At 46.0% G+C, this 16,662-nt stretch carries 16 protein-coding genes; 9 read left to right on the forward strand and 7 right to left on the reverse strand.

Annotated features, from left to right (window positions below; genetic code table 11):
- Window positions 1–27 precede the first annotated feature (27 nt).
- Complete coding sequence (ftnA, locus tag L5M37_RS16110; protein ID WP_105250975.1) at window positions 28–564, reverse strand: non-heme ferritin; 537 nt, start codon at window positions 562–564, stop codon at window positions 28–30.
- Window positions 565–913: 349 nt separating this feature from the next.
- On the opposite strand from ftnA, the gene glp reads away from it, so the two are divergent.
- The 4 genes from glp to L5M37_RS16130 all read left to right on the forward strand — a co-directional run bounded on the left by glp (window position 914) and on the right by L5M37_RS16130 (window position 4,002).
- Complete coding sequence (gene glp, locus L5M37_RS16115) at window positions 914–2,167, forward strand: gephyrin-like molybdotransferase Glp (protein ID WP_168826933.1); 1,254 nt, start codon at window positions 914–916, stop codon at window positions 2,165–2,167.
- Between the two features lie 10 nt (window positions 2,168–2,177).
- A complete protein-coding gene (gene moeB, locus L5M37_RS16120; protein ID WP_263201195.1) occupies window positions 2,178–2,948 on the forward strand; it encodes a molybdopterin-synthase adenylyltransferase MoeB in 771 nt (256 codons plus the stop codon).
- A gap of 128 nt (window positions 2,949–3,076) precedes the next feature.
- Window positions 3,077–3,739 carry a Bax inhibitor-1 family protein gene (locus L5M37_RS16125; RefSeq protein WP_263201197.1) on the forward strand — a complete coding sequence of 221 codons (663 nt, stop codon included), beginning with the start codon at window positions 3,077–3,079 and terminating at the stop codon, window positions 3,737–3,739.
- Window positions 3,740–3,756: 17 nt separating this feature from the next.
- Window positions 3,757–4,002, forward strand: a complete 246-nt coding sequence (locus L5M37_RS16130; RefSeq protein WP_263170257.1) for a DUF333 domain-containing protein — start codon at window positions 3,757–3,759, stop codon at window positions 4,000–4,002.
- 87 nt (window positions 4,003–4,089) lie between these two features.
- Here L5M37_RS16130 and rlmF read toward each other — a convergent pair whose 3' ends face one another.
- Both rlmF and L5M37_RS16140 read right to left on the reverse strand, forming a co-directional pair.
- On the reverse strand, window positions 4,090–5,190 hold the full coding sequence (gene rlmF / locus L5M37_RS16135) for a 23S rRNA (adenine(1618)-N(6))-methyltransferase RlmF (protein WP_263201200.1): 1,101 nt from the start codon (window positions 5,188–5,190) through the stop codon (window positions 4,090–4,092).
- A 58-nt stretch (window positions 5,191–5,248) separates the two neighbouring features.
- Window positions 5,249–5,677, reverse strand: coding sequence for a flagellar basal body-associated protein FliL (locus tag L5M37_RS16140; RefSeq protein WP_105250969.1), 429 nt, complete (start codon window positions 5,675–5,677; stop codon window positions 5,249–5,251).
- Window positions 5,678–5,847: 170 nt separating this feature from the next.
- Between L5M37_RS16140 and L5M37_RS16145 the strand changes: the two genes are divergently transcribed.
- Window positions 5,848–6,411, forward strand: coding sequence for a chorismate--pyruvate lyase family protein (locus L5M37_RS16145; protein WP_131525672.1), 564 nt, complete (start codon window positions 5,848–5,850; stop codon window positions 6,409–6,411).
- 117 nt (window positions 6,412–6,528) lie between these two features.
- Here the strand turns inward: L5M37_RS16145 and L5M37_RS16150 are convergent, their stop codons facing one another.
- Both L5M37_RS16150 and L5M37_RS16155 read right to left on the reverse strand, forming a co-directional pair.
- Complete coding sequence (locus L5M37_RS16150) at window positions 6,529–9,120, reverse strand: immune inhibitor A domain-containing protein (RefSeq protein WP_263201202.1); 2,592 nt, start codon at window positions 9,118–9,120, stop codon at window positions 6,529–6,531.
- 326 nt (window positions 9,121–9,446) lie between these two features.
- Entirely contained in the window at window positions 9,447–10,040 is a 594-nt protein-coding gene (locus tag L5M37_RS16155; RefSeq protein ID WP_011848195.1) for a YhgN family NAAT transporter, read from the reverse strand.
- Between the two features lie 483 nt (window positions 10,041–10,523).
- Here L5M37_RS16155 and L5M37_RS16160 point away from each other — a divergent pair, with 483 nt between their 5' ends.
- Together L5M37_RS16160 and L5M37_RS16165 are read left to right on the forward strand one after the other, a co-directional pair.
- A complete protein-coding gene (locus L5M37_RS16160; RefSeq protein ID WP_263201204.1) occupies window positions 10,524–12,188 on the forward strand; it encodes a ZIP family metal transporter in 1,665 nt (554 codons plus the stop codon).
- A 61-nt stretch (window positions 12,189–12,249) separates the two neighbouring features.
- Window positions 12,250–13,053, forward strand: coding sequence for an NRDE family protein (locus L5M37_RS16165; protein WP_113941261.1), 804 nt, complete (start codon window positions 12,250–12,252; stop codon window positions 13,051–13,053).
- A 39-nt stretch (window positions 13,054–13,092) separates the two neighbouring features.
- Here the strand turns inward: L5M37_RS16165 and L5M37_RS16170 are convergent, their stop codons facing one another.
- Window positions 13,093–13,545, reverse strand: coding sequence for a YybH family protein (locus L5M37_RS16170; protein ID WP_113941260.1), 453 nt, complete (start codon window positions 13,543–13,545; stop codon window positions 13,093–13,095).
- A gap of 404 nt (window positions 13,546–13,949) precedes the next feature.
- On the opposite strand from L5M37_RS16170, the gene L5M37_RS16175 reads away from it, so the two are divergent.
- Together L5M37_RS16175 and L5M37_RS16180 are read left to right on the forward strand one after the other, a co-directional pair.
- Window positions 13,950–14,513: a lysophospholipid acyltransferase family protein gene (locus L5M37_RS16175; protein WP_263201206.1), complete on the forward strand. Its 564-nt coding sequence runs from the start codon at window positions 13,950–13,952 to the stop codon at window positions 14,511–14,513.
- 26 nt (window positions 14,514–14,539) lie between these two features.
- On the forward strand, window positions 14,540–15,163 hold the full coding sequence (locus L5M37_RS16180) for a LysE family translocator (RefSeq protein WP_263201208.1): 624 nt from the start codon (window positions 14,540–14,542) through the stop codon (window positions 15,161–15,163).
- Between the two features lie 26 nt (window positions 15,164–15,189).
- Here the strand turns inward: L5M37_RS16180 and L5M37_RS16185 are convergent, their stop codons facing one another.
- Window positions 15,190–16,455, reverse strand: a complete 1,266-nt coding sequence (locus tag L5M37_RS16185; RefSeq protein WP_113941257.1) for a mechanosensitive ion channel family protein — start codon at window positions 16,453–16,455, stop codon at window positions 15,190–15,192.
- Window positions 16,456–16,662 lie beyond the last annotated feature (207 nt).

A 16,662-nucleotide genomic window follows, 5' to 3' on the forward strand; every position in this document is an offset into this window, starting at 1 on the left:
TGCTTTTTTGTGGCAAATAAAACGGGTTTAAGCCTGTGGTTGGCCTTGACCGTTCATTATGCTTTCGCCACCCTTAGAGGCTAGCTTAGCTAAATCTTTATCTATAAAGAACAGTGCCTTACCATCTTCGCCCACTAAACGTATCTTATCGACAATCGACTTAAACAGCTTTTCTTCTTCATGCTGCTCAGCGACATACCATTGTAAGAAGTTAAAGGTTGAGTAATCTTGATTCGAAAATGCGGCATGGGCCAAGGCATTGATCTGACGGGTAATCAGCTGCTCATGCTCATAGGTTAATTCAAACAACGCCAGTAAAGAATCGAACTGTGACTGTGGCGCCGCAATCGCACCTAACAAAGGTAAGCCACCGGTTTCACTCACATACGTGAACAGACGGCGCATATGGCCCATTTCTTCATCCGCGTGCTCACGCATAAACTTAGCTGCGCCTTCAAATCCCTGATCTTCACACCACGCACTCATTTGCAGGTATAAATTTGAGGAGAAGAACTCCATATTAATTTGTTCATTCAACTTTTCGATCATAGTTGCAGACAGCATAGTAAATCCTCTTTTGCATTCGAACTGAATCATGGGAGACATTGTCATCAAGGGGGTCGACAAAAGCAACAAAATTTACCTTTGGATTTCTTGCTAAGTTAATGATTCATTGATAAAAATGATTTTCATTTGTTCATCGACTCGCGTTCAACCCTCGAATTAGCGCAGTAAATTGTGTGACTTCTAGCGAGGTTATCGCCCAAAGTGGCAGAAAAAACTGACTGGCCTATCACAGAAACTCACATGCAAATCATAGCCATCCCAGATCACCGTGGCATAATAGCCAGTCATAATCAGGTGGAAATTCATTCAGCGTCATTACGACCCATTGCATATAAGGCAGACCCTAATGTCCGTAACAGCCGATCCTTGTTCGCAACCTAGCTTAATGCATCCAGATCAAGCTATTCCCCTTTTGCTCGAGCAAGTTAGCCCAGTGTCAGACACCGAAGTCGTATTGCTTCCCCATGCCCTTGGCCGCGTCCTAGCAGAAGATTTAGCTTCCTGCATCGACCTGCCGCCCTTTAACAACTCCTCTATGGACGGCTACGCCTTCCGTTTTGTCGACTTAAATACGCAAACCAATCAGACCGCATTGCGCCTTATCGGCAGTTCCTTCGCTGGCCATGGTTTTAAAGGTGAAGCCAAACCTAATACCTGCGTGCGGATCATGACAGGCGCGCCTGTGCCTACAGGTTATGACACAGTGCAAATGCAGGAAGAAGCCGAGGTTGAAGGTGAGATTATTCATATCCGCCACCCTAGGGCGCAAGGCGCCAATGTGCGTTGCCGCGGTGAAGAACTCACCCAAGGCACTAAAGTGCTCAGTGCTGGCATTCAAATTGGTGCTGCCGAACTCGGGGTGTTGGCCACGATTGGTGTTAGCCAAGTGCGAGTTTATCGTCAGCTTAAAGTGGCCTTTTTCTCCACAGGCGATGAACTGCGTCCCGTTGGCAGCGAATTAGCCCTAGGACAAATTTACGATTCAAACCGTTACTCGATCCAAGGCTTACTCAGCCGCGCTAACGTGGAATGGCTCGATTTAGGCGTGATTGCCGATGATCCTGAAGCCATACGCCAGGCATTTCGCCATGCTGCCAGCCAAGCCGACATGGTATTAACCTCGGGTGGCGTGTCGGTCGGTGAAGCGGATTTCACTAAACAAATTCTTGATGAGGAAGGCAAAATTACCTTCTGGAAACTCGCCATCAAACCAGGCAAGCCCTTTGCCATGGGCCGAATAGGCAAAGCAATATTCTGTGGTTTACCGGGGAATCCCGTGTCTTCTATGGTGACGTTTTACAAACTCGTTTGGCCAATACTGAACAAGATGCAGGGGTTAACCCCTGTTGCACCTTTGATGTTAGACGCTACGCTTACCACGCCTGTGCGTAAACAACCAGGCCGCGTCGAATATCAACGGGGCGTTTTAAGCCGTAATGCACAAGGTAAACTTGAAGTTGCCATTACCGGTAGCCAAGGTTCTGGCATGTTGACTTCGATGAGCTTAGCAAACTGTTTCGTTTTATTGGAGCAATTCCAAGGTGATACTCCCGCTGGCACCCAAGTGACGGTCGAGCCATTTAACAGCGTGCTTTGCTAGGAAAATCCCAATGAATGTGCCAGAAGATATTCTCAGCGACAGCGAACTCTTAAGATACAGCCGCCAAATATCTATCAAGGCTATGGATATCGACGGTCAAGAGCACCTAAAACAGGCCAAAGTGCTCATGATAGGCGCTGGCGGTTTGGGCTGTGCCGCCAGCCAGTACCTGACAGTTGCGGGTATTGGTGAGCTGACACTGGTCGATTTTGATACAGTTGAATTATCCAACCTGCAGCGCCAAGTGCTGCATCAAGATGCCAATGTCGGCCAGCCTAAAGTCGAATCGGCTAAACAGAGCCTCATGCAGCTCAATCCCTTTATTAAGATCAATATTATCAATGCTGTATTAGATGATCATGAGATTGACGCCCTAGTCGCCGATCACGGACTAGTGCTCGACTGTACCGATAATGTCAGTGTGCGCGAGCAACTTAATCTCAGCTGTTTTAAGCATAAAGTGCCCTTAGTGTCTGCCGCGGCAATTCGGATGGAAGGCATGGTCACTGTGTTCGATTATCACAGCGAAACGCCTTGTTATCATTGCTTTAGCGCCCTATTTGGCGAGCAACAACTGAGCTGCGTTGAATCGGGCATCCTAGCCCCTGTCGTCGGCATGATAGGTTGTTTGCAGGCGGTTGAAGCCATCAAAGTGATTACTGGCATGGGTAAAACCTTAGCAGGACGCATTTTGATGATAGATGCGATGACGATGGAGTTTCGCGAGATGAAGTTACCGAAACAAGCCCGCTGCAGTGTTTGTGGCACTAAAGAGGCTTAGGTTGTTCTCGCTTGAAAAACAGCTTTATTTACACTAGCTTAATTGCCACCGCTTAATTTGCCGTCATATAGCTCAACACTGATGACGCTTAATGGCCCGTTAAAATAAGGAAATCACAAGGAAAACATATGGATTCGGAAAACAGTGTATTTGACCGCATGACCACAGACGACCCCATAGTTGGCGCAGGTATTTACAACCTCGTTATCGGCCTCACGCTGATTTGGGGTTTTGCCGTTAACTATTGGATGGTCACCAATATCGACCCAGAGGCGATTGCCAGTGTTAATCCTTGGATTTTCTTTATCTGCTATTTCGCCTCCTGTTTCTTTGGGATTTATCTGTTCCAAAAATCGACTAATCCCGTTGTCAGTTTTATTGGCTACAACTTTGTGGTCGTGCCCTTCGGCTTAATTATCAATATGGTGGTTAGTCAATACGATCCCGAATTGGTGACTGAAGCCATTCGTATCACAGGGCTAGTGACCATAGCCATGATGTGTTTAGGCACACTCTTCCCCGCCTTTTTCCAAAAAATTTCCGGTGCACTCACGATTGCTTTATTGCTCGTTATCGTCGTCGAACTGATTGAAGTGTTTATCTTTAATACTCACCACGGCATTTTAGATTGGATAGTCGTGCTGATTTTCTGCGGTTATATTGGTTATGACTGGGGACGGGCGAATCAAATCCCTAAAACCATAGATAATGCTATCGATAGCGCCGCCGCTTTGTATATGGATATCATCAACTTGTTCCTACGGATCCTGCGGATTTTAGGGCGAAAATAACTCACCAAGGAGTGTCTATGAAAATCAAATTCCTGCTTGTTACTGCTCCACTTCTGGCGAGTGTGGTATTAGTCGGATGCAGTGATACTGAACAAGTAAAAATAGCCAATCCCGCCTCTGAGTATTGTGTCTCCATTGGTGGCAACTTAACAATTGAGAAAACAGCCGAAGGTGAACATGGGATCTGCACCTTACCCAGCGGTGAAGCAATTGAAGAGTGGGCGTTATTCCGTCGCGATCATAAGGAAGAAAAGCCGCAGTAACAGTGGCTATTTTTACCTTTAATAAAAACAGGCGCCATTAGCGCCTGTTTTGTTAATAGTACTTAATTGGGTCATACCCAAAAAGCCTTAACGGGCTAAGTGTTCACCGCGCCAGATTTTGCGCTTAGCTGCAGACTGGAAGCTCCACGCCAAAACCCGCGTAATTTTATTACCCTGCTGCATCTCAATCGTTTTCACAGTATCGACGTTCAACTGCGCTAAGGCTTGATAACAAGGTTTCAGGTTTTCCTTCTTCGACACTAGACTGGTAAACCATAAGCATTGATCTGCAAACATTTGGCTCTCACGGATCATAGTCGCTAAAAACTGTCGTTCACCACCTTGGCACCAAAGCTCAGCCGCTTGGCCGCCGAAATTCAGCTTAGGTGCAACCTTTACCAAGCCACCCCGATTGAGCTGCAGATTATTCATCTTACGCTTTGTACCTTCGCTCGCCTCAGCCATAGAGGCATGAAATGGCGGATTGCACAGGGTTAACGCAAAACATTCTCCGGCTTGAATGATTCCCTTGAAGACCGCCTTGTCATTTGGCTGTAATCGTAAACTTATCTGCCCTTGCAGCACTGGGTTTTGCTCAATAATACTCTGCACATTACTGAGTGAATGGGCATTAATATCCGAGGCGACAAATTGCCAACCGTATACTTGGCAACCCAATATGGGATAAATACCGTTCGCGCCAGTGCCGATATCTAATACCCTAGTTTTATCCAAGGCAAATACATCATCGCCTTCGGCTAGAAGGTCTGCTAAATAATGCAAATAATCGACTCGACCGGGAATAGGAGGACATAACGCTCCATCAGGAATATCCCAAGATTCAATCCCATAATGGTGTTTCAGTAGCGCCGCATTAAGGATTTTAACTGCTAACGGATCGGCAAAATCGACCGATAAAGCCCCATAAGGCGTGGGTCGAACAAAGGCTTTTAGCTTAGGGAATGAACTCACCAGCGCCGGAAAATCATAGCCGTTCAAGTGTACATTTCGAGGATGCAAAGCTTTTTTGATCTCAGCACTAGGCCTGTTTTTGACCGACTTCACTTTGCCTTTCACCTCAGTTCTAGCCTGCTTTGGTGCTTTAGTTTTTGCATGACCAATGTTGGCTGTACTCGTTAGGCGTTTCGCAGTCACTAATTGGACGGGTTTAACGGCAGGTTTTGACATAATAGCTCTTGTAACGCAATGGGCCGACCTGAGTCAGCCCATGGAATGGGGCAGTAAATTAATCGTACAGATAAGAGGTGAACAATAAGTTTACGATCAAGGGTTTACCAGCTTCTTTAGTGATCAAATTATTGACCATTTCAAAGCACTCACGACGAATCTCTTCACGACCCGTGAGCGACTTAATCTTCTCTTCCGATTGATTGCCTAACACTTCAACAATTGCGGCTCGCAATAATGGATTATGGAGCTCAATTGTCACTAGATCATCTGGACTCTTTACCATTAACTCAACGCTAATCTTCACAAAACCCAATTTCTTGCGATTAGAAATGTAGTTAGTGACAATTTCGGGTTCGAAACCATAGTAGGCATACTCACCCGTCGGTGGGGTTGCTGCTGCAGGTGCAGCTTCTTTTTCATCGGCCGCATAAACACTGAAAACACTTGTAAACAGGATAAGACAGACTGAGAGTAATTTTTTCATAGCGACTTACGGCTCCCTAAAACAATAATGGTAATGGAAGAAACTTCCCAATCTATATAGCCAAACAACCTGAAGATGCAGTATCCGTATCTGGAAGTAGCTTGGGTATATATGCTCGCGTCGCGACATGCTAGACTGCCGACGTTTGTTTATATTGTAACGAGTATTTAATGAATGTGACTAGCTTAAGCTTTCCCTATGGTGAATCTATTCAGTGGTTTTCAGCCGATCTAGCCGACAAACTCCCCAAATCGCCCTTGAAAGAATGGTTGCTTGCCACTGGCAGCCTAACGCAAAAACTCAAAACTTGCTGCGCTCAATTTGAAGTAAAGATACTAGGCGAAGGACTGCATGCTCCCTTAGAGGGCGAATATCCCCAGCAAGGTGCTGTATGGATCCGTGAAGTCTTGCTTTGCCTCGACTCGATACCTTGGGTATTTGCCAGAACCTTGATCCCTGAAAAATTAATGGCCGAGCGCAAAATGGATTTCCTTAGTTTGGGTACTCGCCCCTTAGGTGAATTACTGTTTAGCCAAGATAATTTCATCCCCGGTAGAATCGAAGTTGCCAGTTTCGAAACCTGTAGTCGCCTTGCCCACTTAGCTGAAAGTTTAGATCAAAGTGTCGAACATGCACTCTGGGGACGCCGCCGCTATTTCCATCACGGTGAGCATGAAATGATCGTCAGCGAAATCTTTCTGCCAGCGGCCGAGCAAGCTATCCGTCAGTTGTAAACTTTAGACTTCATCCAAAGCTTAGTCAGAATTTAGCCTCAAGACAGATAAAAAATGCCTCTAGATCAGAGGCATTTTTGTTCGGGTTTCAAACAATCAACTTAGTGGACATTTAACTTAGTGCACATTTAACTGGCGGCGCCAAGTCAATAAGCTAAGAAAGGCAAGGCTTAACCAGCCTAAGCTGCCGCCACCTGAACTCTCACTGGCCGGCGGAGTTACTGGAGGCGTAACAGGTGCAACAACCGTTACCGTCGAACTGCTAATCGCCTTAGTATTTTGCGCATCTGTCACTGTAAGCTTCACAGTATAAGTGCCCGCCTTCGCATAGGTATGGGTTGGCGCCGTGACAGTGCTTGTCGTGCCATCACCAAAATCCCAAGTGTAGGTTAATACTCCCATACCACCATCAATATTACTGGTGAAGCTTACTGCTAATTGGTTGACAGTATTAGTAAAACTGACAGTTAACGGCGCTATAGCATCAGAGTTCGCATTAGCAAGACGAATAACCGCAGTACTATTGTTGCTGGCTTGAGATAGTACCTGCATTGTCAACCCTAGCTGCTGCAACACCATACCTGACTGTGGCTGTAGTGGCGCGCTGTAATCAAAACTGTCATCGAACAGGCTGACAGCATCGCGATGATTGTCCTCCAAATAGAAGGTTTGATTTACTGTACTAAAGGCCGCATCACGAATTTGTACGTCGGTAGAGCGAGTGCCAATCATATTCTGGTCAGCATCAATCACGCCAATCAAGCCATAGCCAGCGTGGTCTGAAACGTTATTGTCACTGTAGCTAAAATTTTCTAACCAGAGTAAAACTCCGGGATCAAAGCTTTTTGCTTTCAAACCCGCATCGACACTATTATGGCTACGCAGCTGGATAATATAACGAGACTGAGATTTGGGATCCGGACGAGAATCCTTAATCCGACTATAGCCGTAAAACGTCATTTTATCCGCGACTTCAGCGTTATCACTATATAACTCAGTGGTATTTTGTTTAACGCTGATGTTATCAATAGCGATCCCTGACTCAGAGGTATAATCATCGGTGACATAGTTGATTTCGACAGCAACAGATTTTCCAGAATATGCTGATAAATCATATTCTAATGTTACCCAAGCATCACGACCTTCCGCCAGAGCAAGCGCAGACGATTCACCAGTGATGATATGACGAGCACTATTCATTGCATTGTTCGACTTAGTGTAATTACCCGCAATGGCCACACCATCCACTTTCACCTGCATGTAGTCATAGTTAGGCTCAATACTCCAACTAGCCTTCATACTCAGAATCAGTTTATCTGTTGTTACTGCAGGTAAATTAACATTAAAATTCATGCTGTTATTCAGCATATTTCCTTGGCCAGAATAGTACTGATAACTGCCCTGATAAGGTGTTTTAAAAGGAATTAACACAAGAGGGAGCGGAATAGAGATCTGATTAACCGCCTGATGATTAACCGCCTCATTCAACGTCACTTCCATGCCTGATTTGGGAATGCTATCTAAGGAAATTTCACGTTCATTTAACCACTTACCTTTGTATCTTTTCTGTAGATAAGATCGAGCATAAGGACTAAAACCACTCGGCTGAGCGCCAGGAATAGCACCAGCCCAACTACCACCAGACATTAAAGACCATAGCCCCACAGGCGAGCCGTCTTTCTTATCATTTTCAGAGGTATCGTACTCATCAGGCAGACCTAAATCATGGCCAAACTCGTGGGTACACACGCCCGTTGCCGCATCGATAGGCTGGATTGTATAACCGAATACTTTTTTGTTCGTACCAGGAAGCGCATAACCATTGGTTGCTTGGTCGACATAATATCGATGCGACCATATCGCACTCGATCCTAGTTTTCCGCCGCCGACCTCTTCGCCTACGCTAGAGTGGAAAATCATCACATGGTCGATAATGCCATCGGGCTCATCGTAATTACCGTTATTGTTCAAATCATTTTGGTCTTCAACATCATAACTCGCCAACTCAGCTGCAGACATATTTGCAACAGCTTGAGATACGGCTTCTTTAACCAATTGTTCGACCTGTGAATCACTACGGGTATCTGGATCATTAACACCATAGTATTCGGCATTTTGCGAGGCGATATACCAGCCCTTCACATCCCCAGTAAAGGAGAAGGTTTGCCCAGAAACCGCTTGATAATATTGATACCCCGAATCTAACGTCTGCCCCTGTGGACCTTTGAAGCCCGTAGGCGAAAAGAGTAATTCCTTGTAGTGGGACGCAGGATAACTCGGGTAATACATGTCTGTATCCCCCGCTTTTAAGCCATTGTTATCATGTTTTAGATCAGCAAAATCCACTAATACCGTGAGCACTTTTACGGTTTTCTTTACATCCGCATCGGCCTGTAAACGCTGTGCGGATGAGCGCATCATTTGTGATGACTTAGCTCTTTGTAGACGCGCATGTTCAGCTTCAACTTCGATGCGCGGCGCTTTGGGTTGTGCCAAAGTGGCGCGATGAATATAAGCTTCTATCGCCTCCTGCTTTACGCTATCACTGTCATCGACGGCCACTTCGCCACGCTTAATCAACCAATATAAAATTCGATCTTTATTAATCACACCCGCATCTGCAGGCGTATGATTCGGAGCGGCAATACTCGCGCCGCTAATCAATGCCAACATCAGTCCAAACGCTGTTACGCCTTTTGTACTTCGCATTTTTAACATCCTTCTGTAACAGCTAACGCCGTTTACGCCATTCTATTTATTAAGACTAGTGTCTCTTTGTATTAAGACAAATTGCCTTTAATTAGTAACCTACTCAGGGTTTATCCGTCTTCAAGTGATAGAGACAGAGTTTTTGACATTAGCAGCACTGCACCTCAGTAACAACTTGATACACCTGTTCGCAGGTAAGATTTGCACTTTTGTCAGCAAATATTCAGCAAACCTCTGTGCTGACCCAATTCCAAGCCAAATCTCAGCCATAAAAAAACCGCATTAACAACGTTAATACGGTTTCGTTTTGATCAAACTAGATAAAGTTAGCCAGCGGTTTTCAGATAGTTTGAAATACCGTCGAGGAACATTTGCACTGAGATCATGACCAGCACCATACCCATCAAACGCTCGACCGCTGTGAGCCCCTTTTCCCCCAGCACACGGGTGAAAAGTTTATAAAACATTAAGATCACCGCACTCGCCCCCCAAGCTGACACTAACGCTATGGTCCAATCGCCCATACGTGAGCTATCGGTATGCGCTAGTAAAATCAAGGCTGCAAGAATCGATGGGCCAGCCATCAAGGGAATAGCCATAGGCACGATAAAAGGCTCTTCTCCCGCGGCTAATCCAACGACACCACCGGGTTGGGGGAAAATCATCTTAATCGCGATCAAAAACAGAATAATACCGCCTGCAATACTCACAGATTCGGAACGAAGATTTAAGAAACTTAAAATGGCTTCACCCGCATAAAGGAAAGACAACATGATCACTAAGGCGAAAAGTAATTCGCGGATCAGTACCTTACGACGTTTCTTGGGATCAATATGTCGCAGAATCGATGCGAAAATCGGCAAATTACCCAAAGGGTCCATGATCAGAAACAACATTACCGCAGCAGAAAATATATCCATTTAACGTATCAACACCCAAGTCAACATAAGCCGATATTATATACCCAAACAACCTGAAGATGCAGGATTCAGCGGGAATGTAACGCACTTTAGGCAAGGCGGTTATTTGCGGACCTAGTGGGCTAAGTTAAAAATAACCAACACGGCATAAAGTACGTTACAACCCGCCGGAACGGAGCGCCTAGGGAGCTCCACTTCCGTGTTGCAACAATTCAAAAGGTGGCCGACATTCTGTCATTGATGCGCCTTGAATTGAAGCACCCTAGGCGCTCTGAAACTCGCATCTTCAGGTAGCTTGGGTATAGTACCTTTTCTCGAGTTAGATCCGAAAATTTCTCCGCAGAATGGCCAAAGTGAATAAAATTCTCCCCTTCAAAACACAGTATAAAATGTCAGTTGAGTAAATTGCCTGCAAGTCACTGCTCACTTTGCTTTACAGCTGGTATACTATGGCGTTTTTTCAGCAAATTTTCAGTGGAATCCATGCTCTATCTTCTTGCTAGCTGTATCGCACTCTTAATTGGCCCTCTGTTTTATCGCTACTTCTCATCGAGTAGTGGCTTACAAAAGGGGCTCGATGGTTTTATATTCGTCTCATTAGGCGGATTAGTGCTGATCCACATCTTGCCAGAATTACTCGAGCATGGTGGCATGCTTGCGATCGTCTTTGTACTCCTCGGCATCTGGGGGCCTACCGCCAGCGAACGCCTATTTCACCGTTATTCAGAAGTCACCCATAATTTTACGCTTTTCTTGGGTATTGGTGGCTTATTACTGCATACCATCACCGATGGCACCGCTATGGTTTTGGCGCAGCAAGACGATAACTCCATTCTGCTAGCTCTTGGTGTCATACTCCACCAATTACCCGTCGGTTTTGCAGTATGGTGGATACTTAAACCCCATCTCGGAACACGTTGGACACTCATGATCTTTGCAGCCCAGATGCTATTTACAGGCATAGGCTATTTCGCCGGTGAGCAACTACTTCCTTATTTAAATATCGATGACACTGTCTACTTACAAGCCTTTATTACAGGCACAATTCTGCATGTGGTACTACATCAACCCCATGGTCAGCATGAAAGTGATACGCAAGGCAAATATGAATACCAAGCTGGCATAGGTAGTTTGCTCGGCATCGGTTTACTCGTGATGCTGCTATTAATGGATTCAGGCGGCCACGAACATGCCCACCATGATCACAGCACAGAGCAATTAATAACTTGGCTATTAAAGCTCGCACCCGTGTTGCTGCTGAGCTATGGTGCGGCTGCGCTGCGCTTTAAATTAGGTTTGACGCCGCAGGATAGCAGTTTAGCCCGTCGCTGGTTCCAACGCTTAGCTGGGCCTGAAGCCTTAGTGATCACAGCTCTACTTCTTGGTCCTTGGTTAGCGTTATTCCAATTGCTTGTAGTGTTTATTCTGAGTGCATATTTAAGCCATGCTAACGTCACCATTACCGATCCACACACTAAATTACCCAGTAGTTCACTGCGTTTCGGCTTTGCTCATTTAGTCGATCGCAGCGCACCTTGGATTTTACTCAGCCTAGTATTAGTGAATTTAATTGGCCACCCTTCAATGCCCTTAAGCAATCCATTGCTACAGGTTGTTGTGCTATTGCTTGTATTTTTACCTATGCGTTTCTGCAACTTAGGCGCCGCCGTACTCGCTCTTGCACTGGCTTATAGTGGCTGGAATCCTATCGCGATTATGATGCCGCTGATTGCAGCACCTGTGCTCAACATAGCTCAGCTTAAGTTAATGACATGGACGCAAAGGGCTATATTACTGAGTATTATTGCGCTGAGCTTAGCCGCAGCATTACGCTTGCCACTATGGTTCTCCTTATTTACCTTGCCTGAAGTCGTAAACTTAATTGCATTACTGATCCTCTCAGGGTTGTTTGCCGCCAGCTTACTGCGCTTAGGTCCACGTAAATTTTTACGCCGCTTAATGCTCAGCAAACCTGCAGTTCATGCGCATAGTCATTCGCACAGTCACGCCCATAACCATTCCCACGAGAATACACATACTCATGAATCTAGCGCTTCGCACACAGACAAGCAGAAACCTGTTGTGACACCTAGTGCCGATAAACATGCACATGAACACGCAAAAACAGATAAGCACTCGCACCACTAACGCTGTTCATTTGTGAGCAGACAGGCTAAGTTAATCTACCTTTGGATTAATTTAGCCTGCTATGTGCATACTCTTTGTCGCCATTAATGCCCATCCTAAGTATCCCTTAATCATCTGTGCCAACCGCGATGAGTTTCATCATAGACCAACTGCGCCAGCGCATTTTTGGCCGCCGGAAGAAAACATACTCGCGGGTAAAGATCTGCAGGCCGGTGGCACTTGGTTTGGCATCAATAAACAAGGACAAATCGCTGGCGTAACCAATCTGCGCGTTCCGCAAAAGAACCCTGAAGCCATGCGTAGTCGTGGCGAGCTAATTACTATGACGCTCAACTCAGGGTCGCTCGTGTGCCCTAATTGGCTCGTTGAACATAGCGACAATTATCAGCCGTTCAATCTCATTTTCGGCCAAGGTACTGACTTATATTGTTTTAACAGTATCAATAAAGACACAGTAAAACTTGCCGATGGATTTCATGCCATTAGCAATGGTGCACTCGATGATATTTGGCCGAAAATGGCGAAGGGACAGCAGGCATTAGAAGCGGCAATCAGCCAGTCCAGCAGTATAGAAGTGCAAGTACTGTTACAACTAATGAAAGACGATTCCCAGCCGCAAGATAATGAGCTGCCTAATACGGGAGTCGGGATCGAGTGGGAACGGCGTTTAGCTGCGATTTATATTCGTCACCCCGACTATGGCACCCGCTCCACCAGCATTCTGCTTGAAGATGCTGAGGGCGGTATGCATTTCACCGAAGTGAGATACGATGGCAAAGGTAGACAGCTTGGACAGCAGGATTTCCATTTAACCCTGCCCGCCGAGCCGCCAGCCAAACCAGACTGTTTATTATCGCAAATCTAATTTGAACTGCAGTGCAGCACTGAGTGTAAAGGACACGGTTTAGTCTGAACTGTGGTCCATAGTGATCACCCAACGATCGTCGATTTTTTCAATCAACAGAGTAAACACACCCGTTGGGGCATCTTTTATCCGCCGTAAATCCCAGCGCCCAACAACCATAGCGGCGTAATTACTGAGCATTTTGATTTCTTTGATAGTGAACTTCAGTTCACCAAGCGCTTCTTTATTTGGATAATTTTTCTTATAGGCAGCGAGAGTTTCTTCCCAGCCAAAACGAAACTTACCATTAGAGACAAAACGCAGTTGATCATTCTTCCAATAGCCTTGCATATAAGCATCGAGATCGCCGCGATTCCAGGCGTCTTCTTGGCCTTTGAGCATCTGCGTAATTTCATCCGTCGGCACCGCATTAACATGACAAGTCAGCAAGAGTAACAGCGCCGCAAAAACACGCTGCCAGATAACCTTGTTTAATAGTCCATTTTTCAACATAGTATCGTTCCCCCACAATCAATCAGGTTAAACTGTATTATACCCAAGCTACCTCAAGATACGAGTTTCAGAGCGTCTAGGGTACACCAATTCAAGGCGCTTCAATGAAAGAATGTCGACCACCTTTTGAATTGATGCAACACGGAAGTGGGGTGCCCTAGGCGCTCCGTCCCGGCGGCTGATGTTGATCATGTGGCAACGCATTTTAGGCCGTGCTGGCTATTAAGGTCCGTAAATAGCCTTGTCTAAAATGCGTTACCTTACCATGAACATCAACCGCTGAATCCTGCATCTTGAGGTTGTTTGGGTATATCGCGAATTAAGTACAGACTATCTTGTTTAAGCCAGTTTAAACCTAAAAAAGCTGATGATATTATTAATTTTTCGACTCTGGGCACCGAACTATGTTTACACCACTTTGCCGTTGGCTACTTAACACTTCAGGCTGGCAGATAGAAGGCCAACTGCCCGACTGTGCTAAATACATCATCATAGTTGCGCCGCACACTAGTAACTGGGACTTCATTGTCGGCATTTTAGCCCGTGGCGCCCTAGGTATCCGCATTCACTTTCTCGGCAAACACCAACTCTTTATCCCGCCTTGGGGCTGGTTTTTCCGCGCCATTGGCGGCAGTCCGGTGGATCGGCGCAAGAACAACAACTTAGTCGATGCCGCCGTGCAGCTGTTTGAGTCAAAATCCGATTACAAGTTAGCGCTAGCGCCAGAAGGCACCCGCGGCCCAGTGACGCGCTGGAAGTGCGGCTTTTATCATATCGCCAGCAAGGCCCAAGTACCCATTACACCCGTTGGCTTAGATTTTAGCCGCCGCACTGTCGTTATCCGCACGCCACTGCAACCCAGTGACGATATCGTGACCGACATGCAAGAGATTTTGAGCTTCTATCGCACCATTAAAGGCCGTCATCCCAAGGTGATCCCTGATTTTATAGCGAGTACCAAACATTAACATTTATTCCATTTAGAGCAGCAAATATGCAACCCGAAACTTGGTTACTCTATCTCTTTGCCATTGTATTGATTGGGATTTCACCCGGTCCTATCGCTATGTTATCTATGTCCCATGGGATCCACTTCGGCAAGATGCGCAGCATAGCGACTGGTCTTGGCAGTGTTAGCGCCGCTTTAATCTTAATGATGGCGTCAGCGGCAGGACTTGGGGCGATTATTAGCGCCTCAGAATACGGTTTTACCCTGCTCAAATGGTGCGGCGCGGCCTATTTAGTATTTTTAGGTATTAAGCTGTTATTGACGAAAAACCAAGGTCAAGCCCTTGAAGTTAGCCCGTCAGAGGGCAAAGGTACGCCTTGGCAGCTTTATAAGCAGGCGTTTCTAGTGGGGATCAGTAATCCGAAGGATTTACTGTTTTTTGCAGCGTTGTTTCCGCAATTTATCAATCTTTCCGCGCCGCAATTACCGCAACTGACCATTCTTGCAGTCACTTGGGCCGTGGTGGATTTTAGCTTTGTGATGATTTATGCCTGCATGGCCAATGTACTTGCGCCCAGCCTAAAGGCGAGCAACAAGCTGCATTGGTTTGACAGAACCAGCGGCGGTGTATTTATCACCTTAGCCGCGATTCTTGTCTCTCGAAACTAAATCGATAATCATCGACAGTCATCAAACTAGTCGACCTTAACCGACTTTAAACTGCGAATATCATTGCCGGTGGGCGCTTGGAACGCCTGCAGACCAAACTCAGGCAATATTGCAAAAACATGGTCGAAGATATCCGCTTGTATCGCTTCATAAAATGCCCAGCGAGTGTCGTTAGTGAAGATATAAATCTCGATCGGTAGACCCTCTGTGGTTGGCGCGAGCTGCCGCACCATTAGGGTCATATCCTTGTGCACCTTATCGTGACGCTGTAGGTATTCCTGCAGGTAAGCGCGGAAGGTGCCAACGTTAGTCAAATGGCGACCATTCACTTTCATATCAAGGTCAGAGACTCTGGCATTCGCCTCACGAATTTCATTTATTTTTGCGGGGAAATATTCTTTTAAGCAATTGATCTTACTGAGCCGTTCGCGCTCTTCCTCGGTCAAAAACTTTATGCTGTTGATATCGATATTGATCGCGCGTTTGATCCTGCGACCACCCGACTCAGACATACCCCGCCAGTTGCGAAACGCATCCGACACTAAGGCATAAGCAGGGATCATAGTGATGGTTTTGTCCCAATTACGCACTTTCACTGTGGTCAGCGAGACTTCTTCTACCGCACCGTCGGCGCCGTATTTGTCCATCTGGATCCAGTCGCCTTTACTCACCATACGGTTAGCCGCTAACTGAATGCCCGCCACAAAACCTAAGATAGTGTCGCGGAACACTAACATCACAAAACCCGTTGCCACACCTAAGCCGCTGAGGAAGTACACAGGTGATTGATCGGCCAAGATTGAGATAGAAACGATAATCCCAACAAAGAATAAAAATAGCTTAGTTAACTGTACGAAACTCTTAACAGGCAAGCGCCGACTCACCAGATTCACATCTGAAATTTCATCAACCGCATCCATACCTGCATACATAGCGCGGATAATCAGCACCACTAACCAAATACTCAGTAATCGGTCGACTAGCCCGCTTAGCAGTGGATGCTCAGTCAGCGCGATTGGCACTAATAGATTAAGTACGATAGCGGGCACAAGCATGGCCAGCTTTTCAAGCACCTTATAACGCATGAATACATCGTCCCACGTCGCCTTAGAGCGCAGGATTACCATATTCACCGCACGAATCACCACGCGTCGGACAATAAAATAAGCGATGCTCGCTAACAGTAAGCAAGCAATGACCATAACTGTGGTCGATATTCCATCAGAGGGTTGGCTATCAATCCCAAAGCCCGCTAACCATGCCGAAATTTCGAGCCTTATTTCCTGATCCACAATTTCACTCCAACGTAGGCGCTAGCGCAACAAACCCATACAAAGGTAACTGCCGAGTTGACCTCGGTTAAATGTCACCCTAGAAAACACTCAAATCAAAACACAAAATATTTACAAACACTTATTTTAAAAGAGATTTTAGCATTTTGAATTGACCCAGCACACAGGAAAATGAACAATATTTCCCCTATCCCTAAGGAAACCATC

This window comes from Shewanella sp. SM69, assembly GCF_025653985.1.
GTDB lineage: Bacteria > Pseudomonadota > Gammaproteobacteria > Enterobacterales > Shewanellaceae > Shewanella > Shewanella oncorhynchi.

What these genes read in the sequence shown, in the direction of transcription:
- L5M37_RS16145 (WP_131525672.1), top strand. Translation starts at nt 5,848, where the DNA reads ATGAATGTGACTAGCTTAAGCTTTCCCTATGGTGAATCTATTCAGTGG.
- ftnA (WP_105250975.1), bottom strand. Translation starts at nt 564, where the DNA reads ATGCTGTCTGCAACTATGATCGAAAAGTTGAATGAACAAATTAATATG.
- moeB (WP_263201195.1), top strand. Translation starts at nt 2,178, where the DNA reads ATGAATGTGCCAGAAGATATTCTCAGCGACAGCGAACTCTTAAGATAC.
- L5M37_RS16150 (WP_263201202.1), bottom strand. Translation starts at nt 9,120, where the DNA reads ATGCGAAGTACAAAAGGCGTAACAGCGTTTGGACTGATGTTGGCATTG.
- L5M37_RS16180 (WP_263201208.1), top strand. Translation starts at nt 14,540, where the DNA reads ATGCAACCCGAAACTTGGTTACTCTATCTCTTTGCCATTGTATTGATT.
- L5M37_RS16165 (WP_113941261.1), top strand. Translation starts at nt 12,250, where the DNA reads ATGTGCATACTCTTTGTCGCCATTAATGCCCATCCTAAGTATCCCTTA.
- L5M37_RS16130 (WP_263170257.1), top strand. Translation starts at nt 3,757, where the DNA reads ATGAAAATCAAATTCCTGCTTGTTACTGCTCCACTTCTGGCGAGTGTG.
- L5M37_RS16140 (WP_105250969.1), bottom strand. Translation starts at nt 5,677, where the DNA reads ATGAAAAAATTACTCTCAGTCTGTCTTATCCTGTTTACAAGTGTTTTC.
- L5M37_RS16160 (WP_263201204.1), top strand. Translation starts at nt 10,524, where the DNA reads ATGCTCTATCTTCTTGCTAGCTGTATCGCACTCTTAATTGGCCCTCTG.
- rlmF (WP_263201200.1), bottom strand. Translation starts at nt 5,190, where the DNA reads ATGTCAAAACCTGCCGTTAAACCCGTCCAATTAGTGACTGCGAAACGC.
- L5M37_RS16125 (WP_263201197.1), top strand. Translation starts at nt 3,077, where the DNA reads ATGGATTCGGAAAACAGTGTATTTGACCGCATGACCACAGACGACCCC.
- L5M37_RS16155 (WP_011848195.1), bottom strand. Translation starts at nt 10,040, where the DNA reads ATGGATATATTTTCTGCTGCGGTAATGTTGTTTCTGATCATGGACCCT.
- glp (WP_168826933.1), top strand. Translation starts at nt 914, where the DNA reads ATGTCCGTAACAGCCGATCCTTGTTCGCAACCTAGCTTAATGCATCCA.
- L5M37_RS16170 (WP_113941260.1), bottom strand. Translation starts at nt 13,545, where the DNA reads ATGTTGAAAAATGGACTATTAAACAAGGTTATCTGGCAGCGTGTTTTT.
- L5M37_RS16175 (WP_263201206.1), top strand. Translation starts at nt 13,950, where the DNA reads ATGTTTACACCACTTTGCCGTTGGCTACTTAACACTTCAGGCTGGCAG.